17 protein-coding genes are annotated in these 13,929 nt (G+C 67.2%); 10 read left to right on the top strand and 7 right to left on the bottom strand.

Annotated elements, in window-relative coordinates; all coding sequences use genetic code 11:
• Positions 1-10 precede the first annotated feature (10 nt).
• Positions 11-1,639: a long-chain-fatty-acid--CoA ligase gene (locus WC597_RS04625; RefSeq protein WP_372692094.1), complete on the bottom strand. Its 1,629-nt coding sequence runs from the start codon at positions 1,637-1,639 to the stop codon at positions 11-13.
• Positions 1,640-1,796: 157 nt separating this feature from the next.
• Between WC597_RS04625 and udk the strand changes: the two genes are divergently transcribed.
• A complete protein-coding gene (gene udk / locus WC597_RS04620) occupies positions 1,797-2,444 on the top strand; it encodes a uridine kinase (protein ID WP_372692092.1) in 648 nt (215 codons plus the stop codon).
• Here udk and WC597_RS04615 read toward each other — a convergent pair.
• Together WC597_RS04615 and WC597_RS04610 are read right to left on the bottom strand one after the other, a co-directional pair.
• On the bottom strand, positions 2,441-2,743 hold the full coding sequence (locus tag WC597_RS04615) for a hypothetical protein (protein ID WP_372692091.1): 303 nt from the start codon (positions 2,741-2,743) through the stop codon (positions 2,441-2,443). The two genes, udk and WC597_RS04615, sit on opposite strands and share 4 nt — an antisense overlap.
• Before the next feature lie 704 nt (positions 2,744-3,447).
• Positions 3,448-4,230: a thiazole synthase gene (locus WC597_RS04610; protein ID WP_372692090.1), complete on the bottom strand. Its 783-nt coding sequence runs from the start codon at positions 4,228-4,230 to the stop codon at positions 3,448-3,450.
• A gap of 114 nt (positions 4,231-4,344) precedes the next feature.
• On the opposite strand from WC597_RS04610, the gene WC597_RS04605 reads away from it, so the two are divergent.
• Together WC597_RS04605 and WC597_RS04600 are read left to right on the top strand one after the other, a co-directional pair.
• Positions 4,345-4,602 (top strand): type II toxin-antitoxin system Phd/YefM family antitoxin, encoded by a 258-nt coding sequence (locus tag WC597_RS04605; protein WP_372692089.1) that lies wholly within the window; start codon positions 4,345-4,347, stop codon positions 4,600-4,602.
• Positions 4,599-4,985, top strand: coding sequence for a type II toxin-antitoxin system VapC family toxin (locus WC597_RS04600; RefSeq protein ID WP_372692088.1), 387 nt, complete (start codon positions 4,599-4,601; stop codon positions 4,983-4,985). The genes WC597_RS04605 and WC597_RS04600 overlap by 4 nt, the downstream gene beginning before the upstream one ends.
• Here the strand turns inward: WC597_RS04600 and thiS are convergent, their stop codons facing one another.
• Complete coding sequence (gene thiS / locus WC597_RS04595; RefSeq protein WP_372692087.1) at positions 4,986-5,186, bottom strand: sulfur carrier protein ThiS; 201 nt, start codon at positions 5,184-5,186, stop codon at positions 4,986-4,988.
• A gap of 367 nt (positions 5,187-5,553) precedes the next feature.
• Here thiS and aroQ point away from each other — a divergent pair, with 367 nt between their 5' ends.
• From aroQ to lepB, 6 genes are all read left to right on the top strand, one after another.
• Positions 5,554-6,000 (top strand): type II 3-dehydroquinate dehydratase, encoded by a 447-nt coding sequence (gene aroQ / locus WC597_RS04590; RefSeq protein ID WP_372692086.1) that lies wholly within the window; start codon positions 5,554-5,556, stop codon positions 5,998-6,000.
• A gap of 46 nt (positions 6,001-6,046) precedes the next feature.
• Positions 6,047-6,538 carry an acetyl-CoA carboxylase biotin carboxyl carrier protein gene (accB, locus tag WC597_RS04585; RefSeq protein ID WP_372692085.1) on the top strand — a complete coding sequence of 164 codons (492 nt, stop codon included), beginning with the start codon at positions 6,047-6,049 and terminating at the stop codon, positions 6,536-6,538.
• Between the two features lie 3 nt (positions 6,539-6,541).
• Positions 6,542-7,897, top strand: coding sequence for an acetyl-CoA carboxylase biotin carboxylase subunit (gene accC, locus WC597_RS04580; RefSeq protein ID WP_372692084.1), 1,356 nt, complete (start codon positions 6,542-6,544; stop codon positions 7,895-7,897).
• 18 nt (positions 7,898-7,915) lie between these two features.
• Positions 7,916-8,143: a hypothetical protein gene (locus tag WC597_RS04575; RefSeq protein ID WP_372692082.1), complete on the top strand. Its 228-nt coding sequence runs from the start codon at positions 7,916-7,918 to the stop codon at positions 8,141-8,143.
• A 15-nt stretch (positions 8,144-8,158) separates the two neighbouring features.
• Positions 8,159-8,839 carry a leucyl/phenylalanyl-tRNA--protein transferase gene (gene aat / locus WC597_RS04570; protein ID WP_372692081.1) on the top strand — a complete coding sequence of 227 codons (681 nt, stop codon included), beginning with the start codon at positions 8,159-8,161 and terminating at the stop codon, positions 8,837-8,839.
• 78 nt (positions 8,840-8,917) lie between these two features.
• Positions 8,918-9,682, top strand: coding sequence for a signal peptidase I (gene lepB, locus WC597_RS04565; protein WP_372692080.1), 765 nt, complete (start codon positions 8,918-8,920; stop codon positions 9,680-9,682).
• Here the strand turns inward: lepB and WC597_RS04560 are convergent.
• From WC597_RS04560 to WC597_RS04550, 3 genes are read right to left on the bottom strand one after another with little or no spacing between them, the layout of a single operon-like run.
• Positions 9,679-10,017 (bottom strand): hypothetical protein, encoded by a 339-nt coding sequence (locus tag WC597_RS04560; RefSeq protein WP_372692079.1) that lies wholly within the window; start codon positions 10,015-10,017, stop codon positions 9,679-9,681. The two genes, lepB and WC597_RS04560, sit on opposite strands and share 4 nt — an antisense overlap.
• Before the next feature lie 26 nt (positions 10,018-10,043).
• On the bottom strand, positions 10,044-10,688 hold the full coding sequence (locus WC597_RS04555) for a DUF2155 domain-containing protein (RefSeq protein WP_372692078.1): 645 nt from the start codon (positions 10,686-10,688) through the stop codon (positions 10,044-10,046).
• Positions 10,685-11,077: an NADH:ubiquinone oxidoreductase subunit NDUFA12 gene (locus WC597_RS04550; protein WP_372692077.1), complete on the bottom strand. Its 393-nt coding sequence runs from the start codon at positions 11,075-11,077 to the stop codon at positions 10,685-10,687. The genes WC597_RS04555 and WC597_RS04550 overlap by 4 nt, the downstream gene beginning before the upstream one ends.
• 207 nt (positions 11,078-11,284) lie before the next feature.
• Between WC597_RS04550 and WC597_RS04545 the strand changes: the two genes are divergently transcribed.
• Positions 11,285-13,912 carry a TSCPD domain-containing protein gene (locus WC597_RS04545; protein WP_372692075.1) on the top strand — a complete coding sequence of 876 codons (2,628 nt, stop codon included), beginning with the start codon at positions 11,285-11,287 and terminating at the stop codon, positions 13,910-13,912.
• Positions 13,913-13,929 lie beyond the last annotated feature (17 nt).

Here is a 13,929-nt window from a genome sequence, read left to right as displayed (position 1 = left end):
CCGGTTCGGTTCAGGCTGCGGTCGGCAGACGGTAGTCCTTCATCCGCTCACGCAGAAGCTTCTTGTCGATCTTGCCCGTCGCGCCCAGCGGGATGTCGTCCACTGCGACCACGTCGTCGGGCATCCACCATTTGGCGATCTTGCCCTGCAGGAAGTCGAGATGTTCCTGCTTGTCCAGAGCCTGATCGGGCTTGAGCTTGAGGATCAGAACCGGCCGTTCGTCCCATTTGGCATGGGCGGCGCCGATGACGGCGGCGATCTCGACCTTGGGATGGCCGATGGCGATGTTTTCGATCTCGATGGAGCTGATCCACTCGCCGCCCGACTTGATCACATCCTTGGCGCGGTCGGTGATCTGCATGAAGCCCATCTCGTCCACCGTCGCCACGTCGCCGGTATCGAAGAAGCCTTCGTCATCCAGGATCGAGCCCTCTTCCTTGAAATAGCCGTTGCTGATCGTCGGCCCCTTGACCATCAGGCGGCCGAAGGTGGCGCCGTCGTGTGGCAGCTCCGCCCCGGCCTCGTCCTTGAGCTTCAGTTCGATGCCCAGCGGCGGCGTGCCTTGTTTCAGGCGGTATTTCATCTGCTCGTCATAGGGCAGACGCAGGATTTCGGGCGGCAGGTTGGCGATTGTGCCGATGGGCGAGGTCTCGGTCATGCCCCAGGCGTGGGTGACCTCGACGCCGAAATCGTCCTGGAAGCCGCGGATCAGGCTTTCGGGACAGGCCGAGCCGCCGATCAGCACGCGCTTCAGGGTCGAGAAGCCCAGGCCGTTCTGCTTCATGTGGGCGAACAGCCCCTGCCAGACGGTCGGCACGGCGGCCGAGAAGGTTACGCCCTCCTGTTCGATCAGCTCATAGATCGACTGGCCGTCCATCTTGGCGCCCGGCATGACCAGCTTGGTCCCGGCGGCGGGGCCGGCGAAGGCGATGCCCCAGGCGTTGGCGTGGAACATCGGCACGACCGGCAGGATCACCTCTTTGGGCGTGGCGCCCATGACGGTGGACTGCAAGCCCATGAAGGTGTGCAGGAAGTTGGAGCGGTGCGAATACAGCACGCCCTTGGGATGGCCCGTCGTGCCCGAGGTGTAGCAGAGGCCGCAGGCGGTGTTTTCCTCGAAGTCGCCCCAGACGACGTCGGTCGACTGACCGGCGATGATGTCCTCATAGGCCTCGGCCTTGGGCAGCTTGGTCTGCGGCATGTGGGCGGCGTCGGTCATGATGACGACGCGCTCGACCTTGGGGATGTGCGGCAGGACGGCTTCCAGCAGCGGCACGAAGGTCAGGTCGACGAAGATGATCCGGTCTTCGGCGTGATTGATGATGTAGACGAGCTGTTCGGGGAACAGGCGCGGGTTCAGGGTATGGCACACCCCGCCGATGCCCATGATGCCGTACCAGGCCTCGATGTGGTTGGCGGTGTTCCAGGCCAGGGTGGCGACGCGGTCGCCCGGCTGGATCCCCCAGGCCTTCAGCGCGCTGGACACGCGTTTGGCGCGTTCGTGGATCTGGGCATAGGTCGTGCGGACGATGGGGCCCTCGACCGAAAGGGTCACGACCTCGCGGTCGCCGTGCCAGTGCTTGGCGTGGTCGATGATCTTGTCGACCGTCAGCGGCCAGTCCTGCATCAAGCCCAGCATGTCGTTTCCTTGTCCCTTGGTGCGCCTGCTTGGATGCGACGCTTGAGCGGACGCTAACATCGGTGATCGGCGATAAGCAACGTGACGTAGCGTCAGCCGGGGCGCGGCGGATCGTCCCCCGTGGCGTCGGCCGGGTCGGCGGTCTAGAAGGCGCGCCATGACCATATTGATCGCGATCACGGGGGGCTCCGGCTCCGGCAAGAGCACACTGGCGGAGGCGCTGGTCTCGGCCTTGCCGGAAGGGTCGGCTGTGCTGGTGCGCGAGGACAGCTATTACCGCGACGCCGCCTCCCTGCCCGGCTTCGACGCGGCGACCTTCGACTTCGACGATGTGGCGGCGCGCGATCACGACCTGATGATCGCGGATTTGAAAGAGCTGAAGGCCGGGCGCGCGGTGACGGCGCCGGTCTATTCCTTCATCCACCACGGGCGCGAGCCGGGCGGCGAACCGATCGCGGCGGCCGAGGTGGTGATCGTCGAGGGCACGCACGTGCTCTGCACCCCCGACCTGACCGCCCTGTTCGACATCCGGGTGTTCGTGGACACCCCCGCCGACATCCGCTTCATCCGCCGCCTGTTGCGCGACCAGACCGAGCGGGGTCGGTCGGCGGATTCGGTCGTGGCGCAATATCTGGCCACGGTCCGTCCGGGCCACGAGCGCCTGACCGAACCGTCGCGCACACACGCCGACTTCATCGTCGCCGACGCCACAGCCGCCGTGCGTCTGGAAGACCCGCAAGCCGTGGTGCGTCTCGCCGCGCCGGTCCTGGCCCATCCGTTGCTGCAGGCCCTGCTGGACGATTAGAGCCACAGGTCTCTGATGCTTGGCGACGCGGCGACCGAGACGATAGGTCGAGGCGGCTGGACATCGGGTTGATGGACCGGTTCGGCGGCCAGCGCCTCGACCTGACGTTTCAACGCCTTGATGCGCGCGCGCTCGTCGGCCTCGGCTTGTTTGATGATCATGATGGCGTCCAGGCGTTCGTATTCGACCAACAGCTCCGCGCGGATGCGGTCGTCCTCCGCCTCTTCCTCGGGCGTCTGTTTGTAGGGCGGCGGGAGGCCGCGACCGGGTTTGGGACGACGAGGTTTGGGGCGGGCCATGCGGGTCTCCGGACAGGGGTGATCGTCTCCGCGCTTTCGCTGCGAAGTTGATGGAGGGCTGGGCGGAGCGCCGGGCCTTCGCCCGGAGTGTGAGTTTGTAAGTACCGTTTCGACGAAGGGTTGACGCTCCGCGCGGCTGGTTGGCCTGCAAGCTCGGGGCGTCGAGCGGTGGCGGTCTTATCGCCTAACCCCATAAGCCTGCGACGGGTCGGTGACTCCTGCGAGAGTCATCCCGAGTGCGGCCGAGTATCCCCCTCGACCCTCCGACACCGCTCCATGAGTCGCCGCCAGCGCGATGGAGTTTCACCACCGCTCCCGTTCCATCCGCTCCCGCCGCCGCAAGGTCGCAGGCCAAGCGAGCCCTCCGGGCGACGGGACGGGTTTAGAATACGCGCGTTTGGAAGGGGGGACGGGAGAACGGGGACATAAATCGGCAAGCGATTGAAATCGCTCCGAATGAACCAGCGTCATTGTGCGGGTTGGCGAGCGTTTCTCCCTCCCCTTCATGGGGAGGGGCGGCGAAGCAGAGCGCAGCCGGGGTGGGGACGTGTGAAGCGGTTCGCCCGCTCTTACGGCCCCACCCGGATCGCTGCGCGATCTTCCCTCCCCATGAAGGGGAGGGAGAGGCCCCTGTGGGACTTCAAGAGCCCCTCCACCACGCTACGCGCGGTCCCCCTCCCCACAGGTGGGGAGGAGAAGTGTTGTCAGATCAGCCCCGCCAGCGGCGACGAGGGGTCCGCGTACATCCGCTTCGGCATACGCCCGGCCAGATAGGCGTCGCGGCCGGCGATGACGGCGTGTTTCATGGCGCGGGCCATGCGGATGGGGTCCTTGGCGCCGGCGATGGCTGTGTTCATCAGGACGGCGTCGCAGCCCAGTTCCATCGCCAGGGTCGCGTCCGAGGCCGTGCCGACGCCCGCATCGACCAGCACCGGCACCTTGGCCTGTTCGACGATCAGGCGGACGTTGATGGGGTTCTGGATGCCCAGGCCCGAACCGATGGGGGCGGCGGCGGGCATGATGGCGGCGGCGCCGGCGTCCTCCAGCCGCTTGGCCATCACGACGTCGTCGGTGCAATAGACCATGACGTCGAACCCGTCCTTGATCAGCAGGTCCAGCGCCCGCAGCGTCTCGATCATGTCGGGATAGAGGTGGGCGGTGTTGGACAGCACCTCCAGCTTCACCAGGCTCCAGCCGCCGGCCTCGCGCGCCAGGCGCAGGGTGCGAACCGCATCCTCGCCGGTGAAACAGCCGGCGGTGTTGGGCAGGAAGGTAAAGCGATCCGGCTTTACATAGTCCACCAGCATCGGCTGGTTCGGATCGGTCAGGTTCACCCGGCGCACGGCGACGGTGACGATCTCGGCGCCCGCCGCCTCGGCGGCGGCGGCGTTCTGGGCGTAGTCGGCGTATTTGCCGGTGCCCACGATCAGGCGCGAGTTGAAGGTGCGGCCGGCGACGGACCAGGTTTCGTTGGCTGTATCGGTCATGGGGCTGACCTACGCGCCCCGGCGGCGAAGCGAAAGGCCGCAGGGATCACACCGCGTTGCGAGGTGGAGCCAAATGAACTAAACTAAGTGGACTAAGTTCACGGGAGAGACGTCATGGAGACGGTCAACATCCATCACGCCAAGACTCACCTGTCCCGCCTGATCGAGAAGGCGGCCAAGGGTGAGTCCTTCATCATCGCCAAGGCCGGCAAGCCGATGGTGAAAGTGACGGCGATCGAGGAGGCGAAAGTGGATACGTCTCGCCGCCTCGGCTTCATGCGTGGCCAGATGAAGATCCCTGACGACTTCGACACGATGGGTCAGGAAGAGATCGAGGCCATGTTTTATGGTTCGGACGACGACGAACGATGAGGCTTCTGCTCGACACCCATCTCATCCTGTGGGGCGGCGAAGAGCCTGAACGGCTGTCGAAGTTGGCCGTGGATATGATCACCGACCCCGCCAACACACTGTTTTTCAGCGCCGTGAACATCTGGGAGATCGTGATAAAACGGGCCGCCAGACCGGATCGGTTCAACGCCGATCCCAACGCGCTTCGCGAAGCCTTGCTGGACAGCGGGTACGAGGAACTGCCCGTGACCAGCCTTCATGCCTTGAACGTCGCCAAGCTTCCATTGCTGCACAGAGATCCGTTCGATCGGATTCTTCTCGCGCAGGCCGTGGTGGAAGGCGCCACCTTGCTGACGTCCGACGCGAGACTGGCTGCCTATCCGGGTCCGATCCTTAAGGTCTAATCAGCCGCCGCCGACGAACTGGACCAGTTCGATGCGGTCGCCCTGGGCGACGGGGGTGGCGGCGTGCAGGGACTTGGGGACGATCTCAAGATTGCGTTCGACGGCGACCTTGCGGGGGTCCAGCAACAGTTCCTCGACCAAGGCCAGGATGGTGGCGGCCTGGACCTGGCAGGGTTCGCCGTTGAGATGAATCTGGTGCACGCGTCTGGTCTCCGAGCGTCGAGGGGCGGACCTCAGATAGAGGCTGGCGCTTCGCGACGCCAGACGGCGCAAAGCCTCAGCCGGCCTCGAACAGAAAGGCGCCGATCGCCACGGCCACGGCGGCAAAGGCCGCAACGACGGATCTGATCACGATTTTGGCGTCCTGGCGCATCCTCCGCGCTCCTTCAGCCCTGTCCCGACCAGGGACGAATGGGACGAGGAATGCGAAATTCGCGCCATCCACGATGACTGACCTTGCGTAAGGTTCGATGCGGCGACCGTTTGACCCAAGCTCCGCGTCGGCTAAAAGGCCCCTCTTGTGCTGAATCTCGCCAGCGCGATTCCCGGAAACGATTTTCTTCGCCCCATGTCCGACACACCCGTCATTCATGTGCTGAACGGCCCCAATCTGAACCTGCTCGGGGTTCGGGAGCCGGACATCTATGGCCGCGACACCCTGGCGGACATCGAACAGCGGTGCGTCAAGGCGGCCGAGGGCGCGACTGTCGTGTTCCGACAGACCAATCACGAGGGCGTGCTGGTGGACTGGATCCAGGAGGCGCGCGAAGGCGTGGACGTCCTGATCATCAATCCTGCGGCCTATGGGCATACGTCGGTCGCGCTGCACGATGCGCTGAAGACGCTGTCGATCCCGGTGATCGAACTGCATCTGTCCAATCCGGCGGCGCGCGAGGCGTTTCGCCATCACTCCTATGTGTCCTCCGCGGCGACCGGCGTCATCGCCGGCTTCGGCGCGGCGGGCTATGAACTGGCCGTCCAGGCGGCTCTCACCAAGGTTCGGGAACGCGGCTGAGGCCCGTCCCGTTTACTCAAGACCACGAAAGACAAGGCGCACTCCAATGGCCGATGACAAGAAACACGCCGAAATCGACGCCGCCCTGGTTCGCCAGCTGGCCGACATCCTGAACGAGACCGACCTGACGGAAGTCGAAGTCGAGCGCGGCGACCTGCGCATCCGCGTCGCCCGTGAAATCACCGTCAACGCCGCCCCGGTACAGTACGCCGCCGCCCCGGCTCCGGTCGCCGCTGCGCCCGCCGCTGCTGCTGCGCCGGCGTCCATGCCGTCGGATCCGGCGACCATCGTCGCTCGCGCGGGCGAAGAGGTGAAGTCGCCGATGGTCGGCACCGCCTATCTGCAGGCCTCGCCGGAGGCCCCGGCCTTTGTCCAACCGGGCGACAAGGTCAAGAAGGGCCAGACCCTGCTGATCGTCGAGGCGATGAAGACCATGAACCCGATCCAGGCCCCGCGCGACGGCGTCGTGGCCGAAATCCTGGTCGGCGACGCCCAGCCGGTCGAGTTCGGCGAACCCCTCGTCCTGCTGGAAGCTTAAGCCGTGTTCACGAAAGTCCTGATCGCCAACCGGGGCGAGATCGCGCTGCGCATCCACCGGGCGTGCAAGGAGATGGGCATCTCCACCGTCGCCGTCCACTCGGAAGCCGATCGCGGCGCCATGTGGGTGCGGCTGGCGGACGAGAGCGTCTGCATCGGCCCGGCCTCGGCCGCCAAGTCGTATCTGAACATCCCCTCGATCATCGCGGCGGCGGAAATCACCGGCGCCCAGGCGATCCACCCCGGCTATGGCTTCCTGTCGGAAAACGCCCGCTTCGCCGAGATCGTCGAGGCCCACGGCATGACCTTCATCGGTCCGAAGCCGGAGCATATCCGGGTCATGGGCGACAAGATCAGCGCCAAACAGACCGTCATGGACGCCGGCATCCCGGTCGTTCCCGGCTCCAAGGGCGAGGTCGAGACCGTCGAGGCCGCCATTGAGGCCTCCAAGACCATCGGCTTCCCCCTGATCGTCAAGGCGGCGGCGGGCGGCGGCGGACGCGGCATGAAGGTGGCACTGACGGCTGACGACCTGGTCGAGGCGGTGCAGACCGCCCAGTCCGAAGCCAAGGCCGCCTTCGGCAACGGCGCCGTCTATATGGAGCGCTATCTCCAGAAGCCTCGCCACATCGAGATCCAGGTCATTGCCGACAGCCACGGCAATGTCGTGCACCTGGGCGAGCGCGACTGCTCGCTGCAACGCCGCCACCAAAAGGTGCTGGAAGAGGCCCCCTCGCCCGCCCTGTCGGCCGAGGGTCGCAAACAGATCGGCGAGACGGTCAACAAGGCCATCGCCGCCATCGGCTATCTGGGCGTCGGCACCATCGAGTTCCTGTGGGAGGACGGCGAGTTCTTCTTCATCGAGATGAACACCCGCCTGCAGGTCGAACACCCGGTCACTGAAATGATCACCGGCGTCGACCTGGTGCGCGAACAGGTGCGGATCGCGGCCGGACTGCCGCTGTCGTTCACCCAGGACGACATCGAGTTCAAAGGCCACGCCATTGAGGTGCGGATAAACGCCGAGAACCCCGAGACCTTTACCCCCTCGCCGGGCAAGATCACCGACTTCCACGCGCCGGGCGGCCTGGGCGTGCGTCTGGATAGCGCCATCTACGCCGGCTATTCGATCCCGCCCTATTACGACAGCCTGATCGGCAAGCTGATCGTCCACGGTCGCGACCGTGAGGAGGCTATCGCGCGCCTGAAACGGTCGCTGAACGAGATCGTCATCGGCGGCGTCGACACCACCATCCCCCTGTTCCAGAAGCTGTTGCAGGAGCCGGACATTCTGGTCGGCGACTACGACATCCACTGGCTGGAGAAATGGGCGGCCCGTCAGAAGGGCGACAACGCCTGACAGCATGAGAAAGCCGGGATGAAGATTGAAGATTTCGCCTTTGCGTTCACAATCTTCTCCCGGTCGCTTTGGGTGATATGCGGCCTAGCGGCGCTCTATCCGATTAGCCGATTGATCGGCGGTCATCGCGAGATGGATGACATACTGGGCCTGTTGCTGTGTATCGCCGTTCCTGTCGGCTGTCATTTCATACTGCCTAGAGCCATCGGACACGCGAATAAGTATCGCCCTCCCGATGCCCACTGACATTTTCGCCCGTCTATGACCGACCCCGATTTCAGCGCCAGCGGCCCGTTCGGCGGGTTCGGGCCGGAGGACCTTCTGGCCTGTTATGCGCGCGGCGTGTTTCCGATGGCCGAGGCGCGCGACGATCCGCGCGTCTTCATCATCGAGCCGGAGCAGCGCGGCGTCGTGCCCCTGGACGCCTTTCACATTCCCTCGCGCCTGCGTCGCACCGTGCGGGGCGAGCCTTTCGAGGTGCGGGTCGACACCGCGTTCGAGGCGGTGCTGGACGGCTGTGCAGCGGCGCAAGGGCCAGATCGCGAGGACACCTGGATCAACGGGCCGATCCGGAGGCTGTATGCGGCCCTGTTCGCCCAGGGTCATGTCCACTCCATCGAATGCTGGCGGGACGAGCGGCTGGTGGGCGGCCTGTATGGAGTGTCGCTGGGCGGCGCCTTCTTCGGCGAGAGCATGTTCAGCCGCGAGCGGGATGCGTCCAAGGTGGCGCTGGTGCATCTGGTCGCGCGGTTGCGCAAGGGCGGCTGGACCCTGTTGGACGCACAGTTCCTGACCGAGCATCTGAGCCAGTTCGGCGCGGTGGAGACACCGCAGGCGGCCTATCTGGAGCGGCTTCAGCCCGCCCTGTCGGTCAGGCCGGATCAGGGAGCGTTGCGCGCGCCCCTGACCGGCGCAGAGGCGGTCGCCCTCGCCGGCGCTTAGTCTGTCCGGACACGATTTCAGGCCTGTCCCGACAGGTTCGGATTGGCGTCTTCGCCCGGCCTGACGGTCAATGGAGGCATGACCCAGACCCCACCGAAAGCCCCGCCACGTTCATCCCTTCTTCGCGAGGGACGAGAGATCGCCGTGACGCTGGTCGTCGCCCTGATCCTGGCGACGGCGCTCCGCATCCTGCTGTTTCAGCCCTTCACCATTCCGTCGTCGTCGATGGAGCCGGGGCTGGTGACCGGCGACTATATCGTCGTGTCGAAATATCCGTATGGCTGGAGCACGGCGTCGCTGCCGTTCAACCCGTCCATGGCGCCGGGGCGGGTGATGGGGCGCGAGCCCCGGCGCGGGGACGTGGTGGTGTTCCGCCTGCCGCGCGATCCGGAACAGACCTGGATCAAGCGGGTCGTGGGCCTGCCCGGCGACACGGTTCAGGTGCGCGGCGGCGTGGTCTTCGTCAACGGCGACGCGGTGCGCCAGACCCGGCTGGATGTCGTCGCCGACCATGACGCGCCCCAGCGCCGGGTGCAGCAGGTGCGCGAGACCCTGGCCGACGGACGGACCTATGTGACCTATGACAGCGGGCCGGACCTGCCGGGCGACGACACGCCCCTGCGCCGCGTGCCGCCAGGCCAGTATCTGATGATGGGCGACAACCGCGACAACTCGCTGGACAGCCGCTGGCCGCCCGAGGTCGGGGTCGGCCTGCTGCCCGTCGAGAACATCGTGGGTCGGGCGGAGATCGTGCTGGCGTCATGGAAGTCGGGCGCGGGCCTGTTCAAGCCGTGGACCTGGCTGAACCTTCAGTGGGACCGGTTTCTGGTCCGCATCCGCTAGCGCGCGCAATATTCGTCGAAGCTGACGACGCCGTCGTGATTGCGGTCCAGCCGGTCGAAGGCGGCGCGGCTGGGCGGCGACGACTGGGCCAGGGAGGGCGCGGCCACGGCGCCCAGGGCCAGGCCGGCGACGGCGGCGGCGAGCAGTTGACGCCAGTTCAGGCCTGTCGAGCGGCGCGCCGACGTCTGGTTCAGCTCGGCGTCGATGAAGCGGCGGATGGCGTCGCTGGCGGTGCGGCCCTCGGCGCGGCAGCGGGCCATGAAGGCGGTCTTGGTCGCAAGGGGCAGTCGGATTTCGACCGTTTCGCTTTTCTTGAGCGGTTTGTTGCGATCCATTTCCGGCCTCCTCGCGGTATTGGGGATCAGTTCTTACAGCCCACGACCCAGGCGTCGTAATAGGGGTTCTGGATGCCGCTTACGGACGGAGACGAGGCGAACATCCAGCCGCGGAACAACTGGCGACCCTCCTGCCGGCCGCGCGGCTGAAGGGACACGTCGATATAGGCGATGGCGTCCTCGGTCAGCTCGTCGGGCGTCGTGACCTCGCACGCGCGAGCGGCGAAGATCAGGTTGCGGTTGAAGCGGACGGGCCGACCGCCGACCTCGACCTCGAACTTCATGGACTCGGCCGTGACCTTGTCGATGGCCTGGATGACCGCGAACTTGCGGCGCTGGCGACGGGCCGGGGTGTCGGGCTGTTCGATGGCCTTGGTCGCGACGGGTTTCTCGGCGGCGACCTCCTGTTCGGCCTTTTCCTCGACCGCAGCGTCTTCGGCGATGATGACGGTCGGGGGCGGCGTTACGGCAACGGGCGAGCGCGGCGCCGGAGCGCCTGCAGGCGGGGTCTCGGTCGGCACGGACGGCGTGGTGCGCAGGATGTCGCCGATCGGATCCTGGACCGGGCGGGCGTCGCGCGGCGCGTCCTGAAGCACGCTGGCGGTCACCGCGCCGGCGCTCAGCACGCCCACGACGGCCGCTGCGCCCAACAGGATGCGGCGCGCCTTCACTCGGGCGTCCAGGCCTGATAGTCGCCGGTCGCGGCCGGGCGCTTGGCCTCGTTGGCCAGCGAGCCGGGCGGACGCCAGGCCAGGGGCGTGCCGGTCATGTTCGGCAGGTGATCCTTCTCCCACGAACGACGCGGCAGCGGCTGCTCGGTCGGCGGCAGGTCGAAGGTGTAGTGCAGCCAGCCGTGCCAGTCGGGCGTCACCTTGGACGCCTCGGCATAGCCGTCATAGATGACCCAGCGTCGCTTGCGGCCGTCGTAGCTGACGTTGTCGCGGCTCTCGAAATAGCGATTGCCGTTCTCGTCCTGGCCGACGAAGCGACCGCGCTTGGCGATGGTGAAGCGGGTGCCGATCGTAGCGCCCTCCCACCAGCCGAAAATCTTGCTCAACACGTCGTGGAATCCAACCGTAAGGGTTCGCCGAAAAGGGAGGCGGCGTCTGGTGCGGATCATAGAAACCCGCGCCCCCTTCGTCCAGCGTTCAGAAGGGTCAGGCCGAATCGATATCTTGTGGGCAACATGGCCTGAGCACACCAGATGTATTGGCGAAGGGGCGCGCGACCGCCTAGGCTGGGCCGAACCTTTCGGAGAGACGCCGCCATGCGCTTTCAATCCGGCTTCGCCATTCGCGCCGAACGAGTCGCAATGGAGACCCGCGCCGTCGAACGCCCCGCCAGCGTGCAACAGGTGCTGGCGCCCGCCGGCTGGTCCGACGCTCAGATCGAGGCCTGGCTGGACTGGGTCGAGGCGGCGGGTTTCACGACGCCGATGTCCGGCGACTGGCTGAACGGCGGCGTCGACGCCTGGGCCGAGCGGCTGGCGGCGACGGGCGTGACAGAGGGCGTGTTCGACCGGGCCGAGGCCGCCGCCTTCGTAGGCGAGCTTTCGGGCGCCTTCAAACTGGGCCTGGCGGCGCCGGCGTCGTCTGGTCCCGCAGCCGTCGGCGTCGTCGATCTGAACGACCCCGGCGCGGCGGCGCAGTTGCAGGCGCACAACGGACGGCGCTCGGCCGCGCGCCTGGGCGCCCAGGCGGCCGACGCCCTGGCCGAGGCTTTGGCGGGCGTAGCCGATGCGGTGGACCGGTGCGAAGGGCCGCGCGGCGACTGCGGCGATCCCTCGCGCAATCCCGCGCTGGGACGGGCAGCGGCGCTGGCGCGACGCTGCGGAGCCAGCGACGCCGACATCCTGAGAGCCGTCGATGGCGAACGGCCGTCCATGGCGCTGGAGCCGATGGTCGAGGGCGCGCCCCTGGTCGCCCTGGCGGATCGGACGCAGATCGCAGCAGGTGCGCCGGAGGCCCTGCTCGCGGCGGAAGCGGCGCTGGACGGCGGGCTGATCGTCGCCTTCGATCCGCGCGATGCGCAGACCGCGACGGCGACGACGGGTCGGGGCGTGATCAACCTGGGCGCCGTGCTGTCGCTGGACGGCGACGCGGCGGCCAATCTGGCGGGTCTGACGCAGTTGTTGACGGTGGCGCTGGACCTTCAGGCCGCGACGCCCGGCGTGATCGCCCTGGGGCTGGACGGATTGCTGGAAGCCCTGGCGGCCGACGACGACCGCACGGCTCGGGCGCAGGCGTTCGCGGGACTGATCGCGGCGACGGCGGCGCAGACCTCGGCCGAGTTGGCGAGCGTGCGCGGTCTCTGCCCCGACTGGGACGAGCTGAAGGGCGCCGCCGCCGAGACTCAAGCGGCGCGGCGCGATGTGCTGAAGGGGCTGACAGACCCCCTCACCGCCGTCGCTGCAAAGGGCCTAGCGATCGCACCCGAGGCGCGGCGGCACTCGGCCATCGGCCTGTTCGTCGACGATGCTGAGGCGCGGCTTCGGCTGGGCCTGGGGCGGATCGCGGCGGTCAATGTGTTTCAGACGGCGGACGGCGAGATCGGTCGCCGGCTGCACCCTGCCCTGGCGGCGGCGCTGTCAGCAGCGGGCGGCGATGTCGAGGCGGCGGAGCGGTGGACGTTCGGGCGCCGCACCCTGGTCGAGGCGCCGGGCATCGATCATGCGTCGCTGCGCGCGCTGGGTTTCACCGACATCGAGCTGTCCGCCATCGAGAACGCATTGGCCTGGGCCGAGGATTTCGACACGGTCTTCGCCGCCCCGGTGCTGGACCCCGGTTTCATCCGCGACGTGCTGGGCGTCGAGGACGGCGACGGCCTGTTGCTGACCCTGCTGGGCGTGTCCGAAGAGGCCGAGACGGCGGCGACGCGCTGGGTCTTCGGTCATGGCGACCTGAGCGATTGGCCCGAGGCGCCGGCGTCCGTCGCCGCCCTGCTGGCCGATCCGGCGGCGGCGGCGGCCGACCTGCGGCGCGCCATCGAGCCGTTCAGCGACCTGGCCGACATCGCCGTCGAACCGATGGACTGGCGCACCACCGCAGCTCAGGCCGCGCGGCTGCTGAGCCAGGGCGCACTGGACGGCCGTCGCGCCATCCGCCTGGCCCGCGCCGCCCCGCCAGCCGGCCCGCTGCTATCCTTGCCGAACATCGACGCCGCACGGGCCGAGCCTGTCCGCGAAGCCCCCCGCCCCGCCCCAACGGAACGTGTTATCGAACGCGTGATCGAGCGGGAGCGCGCCCGCCGCAAACTGCCCGACCGTCGCAAGGGCTATATCCAGAAGGCCGCCGTGGGGGGCCACAAGGTCTATATCCACACCGGCGAATACGAAGACGGCGAACTGGGCGAGATCTTCATCGACATGCACAAGGAAGGCGCCGCCTTCCGCAGCCTGATGAACAACTTCGCCATCGCGATCTCCATCGGCCTGCAATACGGCGTGCCGCTGGACGAGTTCGTGGACGCCTTCGTCTTCACCCGGTTCGAGCCGGCCGGGCGCGTCACCGGCAACGACTCCATCAAATCCGCGACCTCCATCCTGGACTACATCTTCCGCGAACTGGGCGTTTCCTATCTGGACCGCGACGAACTGGCCAACGCCGGGACGGACGACCTGAACGCGGATGGGTTAGGAGACGGCAAGCCCGACGCCAACGAGGCCGTGCCCGCCGCCCGTTTCATCTCCAAGGGGTTCGCGCGCGGATCGGCGCCCGACAATCTGGTCGTCCTGCCCTTCGGCAAGAAGGCCGAGCCCGAACCGCGCGTCGCCGCAAACAGCGAAGCCGTCGCCTGCCCCGCCTGCGGTGACTTCAGCCTGCAGCAACGCGGCGCCGCCTGGGTCTGCGACACCTGCGGAGCCGCGCCGGCGCTGAAGGGCGGAGATCAGGGGTAGGTTAAGGGTTTTGGCCT

Source organism: Brevundimonas sp., from assembly GCF_041648115.1.
GTDB lineage: Bacteria > Pseudomonadota > Alphaproteobacteria > Caulobacterales > Caulobacteraceae > Brevundimonas.
This window is presented reverse-complemented; position numbering and strand designations above follow the sequence as displayed.

Coding starts and splice junctions, on each gene's coding strand:
- WC597_RS04625 (WP_372692094.1), bottom strand. CDS start 1,639: ATGCTGGGCTTGATGCAGGACTGGCCGCTGACGGTCGACAAGATCATC.
- aat (WP_372692081.1), top strand. CDS start 8,159: ATGACCGACCCCGATTTCAGCGCCAGCGGCCCGTTCGGCGGGTTCGGG.
- WC597_RS04575 (WP_372692082.1), top strand. CDS start 7,916: ATGAAGATTGAAGATTTCGCCTTTGCGTTCACAATCTTCTCCCGGTCG.
- accB (WP_372692085.1), top strand. CDS start 6,047: ATGGCCGATGACAAGAAACACGCCGAAATCGACGCCGCCCTGGTTCGC.
- udk (WP_372692092.1), top strand. CDS start 1,797: ATGACCATATTGATCGCGATCACGGGGGGCTCCGGCTCCGGCAAGAGC.
- WC597_RS04610 (WP_372692090.1), bottom strand. CDS start 4,230: ATGACCGATACAGCCAACGAAACCTGGTCCGTCGCCGGCCGCACCTTC.
- aroQ (WP_372692086.1), top strand. CDS start 5,554: ATGTCCGACACACCCGTCATTCATGTGCTGAACGGCCCCAATCTGAAC.
- lepB (WP_372692080.1), top strand. CDS start 8,918: ATGACCCAGACCCCACCGAAAGCCCCGCCACGTTCATCCCTTCTTCGC.
- WC597_RS04605 (WP_372692089.1), top strand. CDS start 4,345: ATGGAGACGGTCAACATCCATCACGCCAAGACTCACCTGTCCCGCCTG.
- WC597_RS04615 (WP_372692091.1), bottom strand. CDS start 2,743: ATGGCCCGCCCCAAACCTCGTCGTCCCAAACCCGGTCGCGGCCTCCCG.
- WC597_RS04600 (WP_372692088.1), top strand. CDS start 4,599: ATGAGGCTTCTGCTCGACACCCATCTCATCCTGTGGGGCGGCGAAGAG.
- WC597_RS04545 (WP_372692075.1), top strand. CDS start 11,285: ATGCGCTTTCAATCCGGCTTCGCCATTCGCGCCGAACGAGTCGCAATG.
- WC597_RS04560 (WP_372692079.1), bottom strand. CDS start 10,017: ATGGATCGCAACAAACCGCTCAAGAAAAGCGAAACGGTCGAAATCCGA.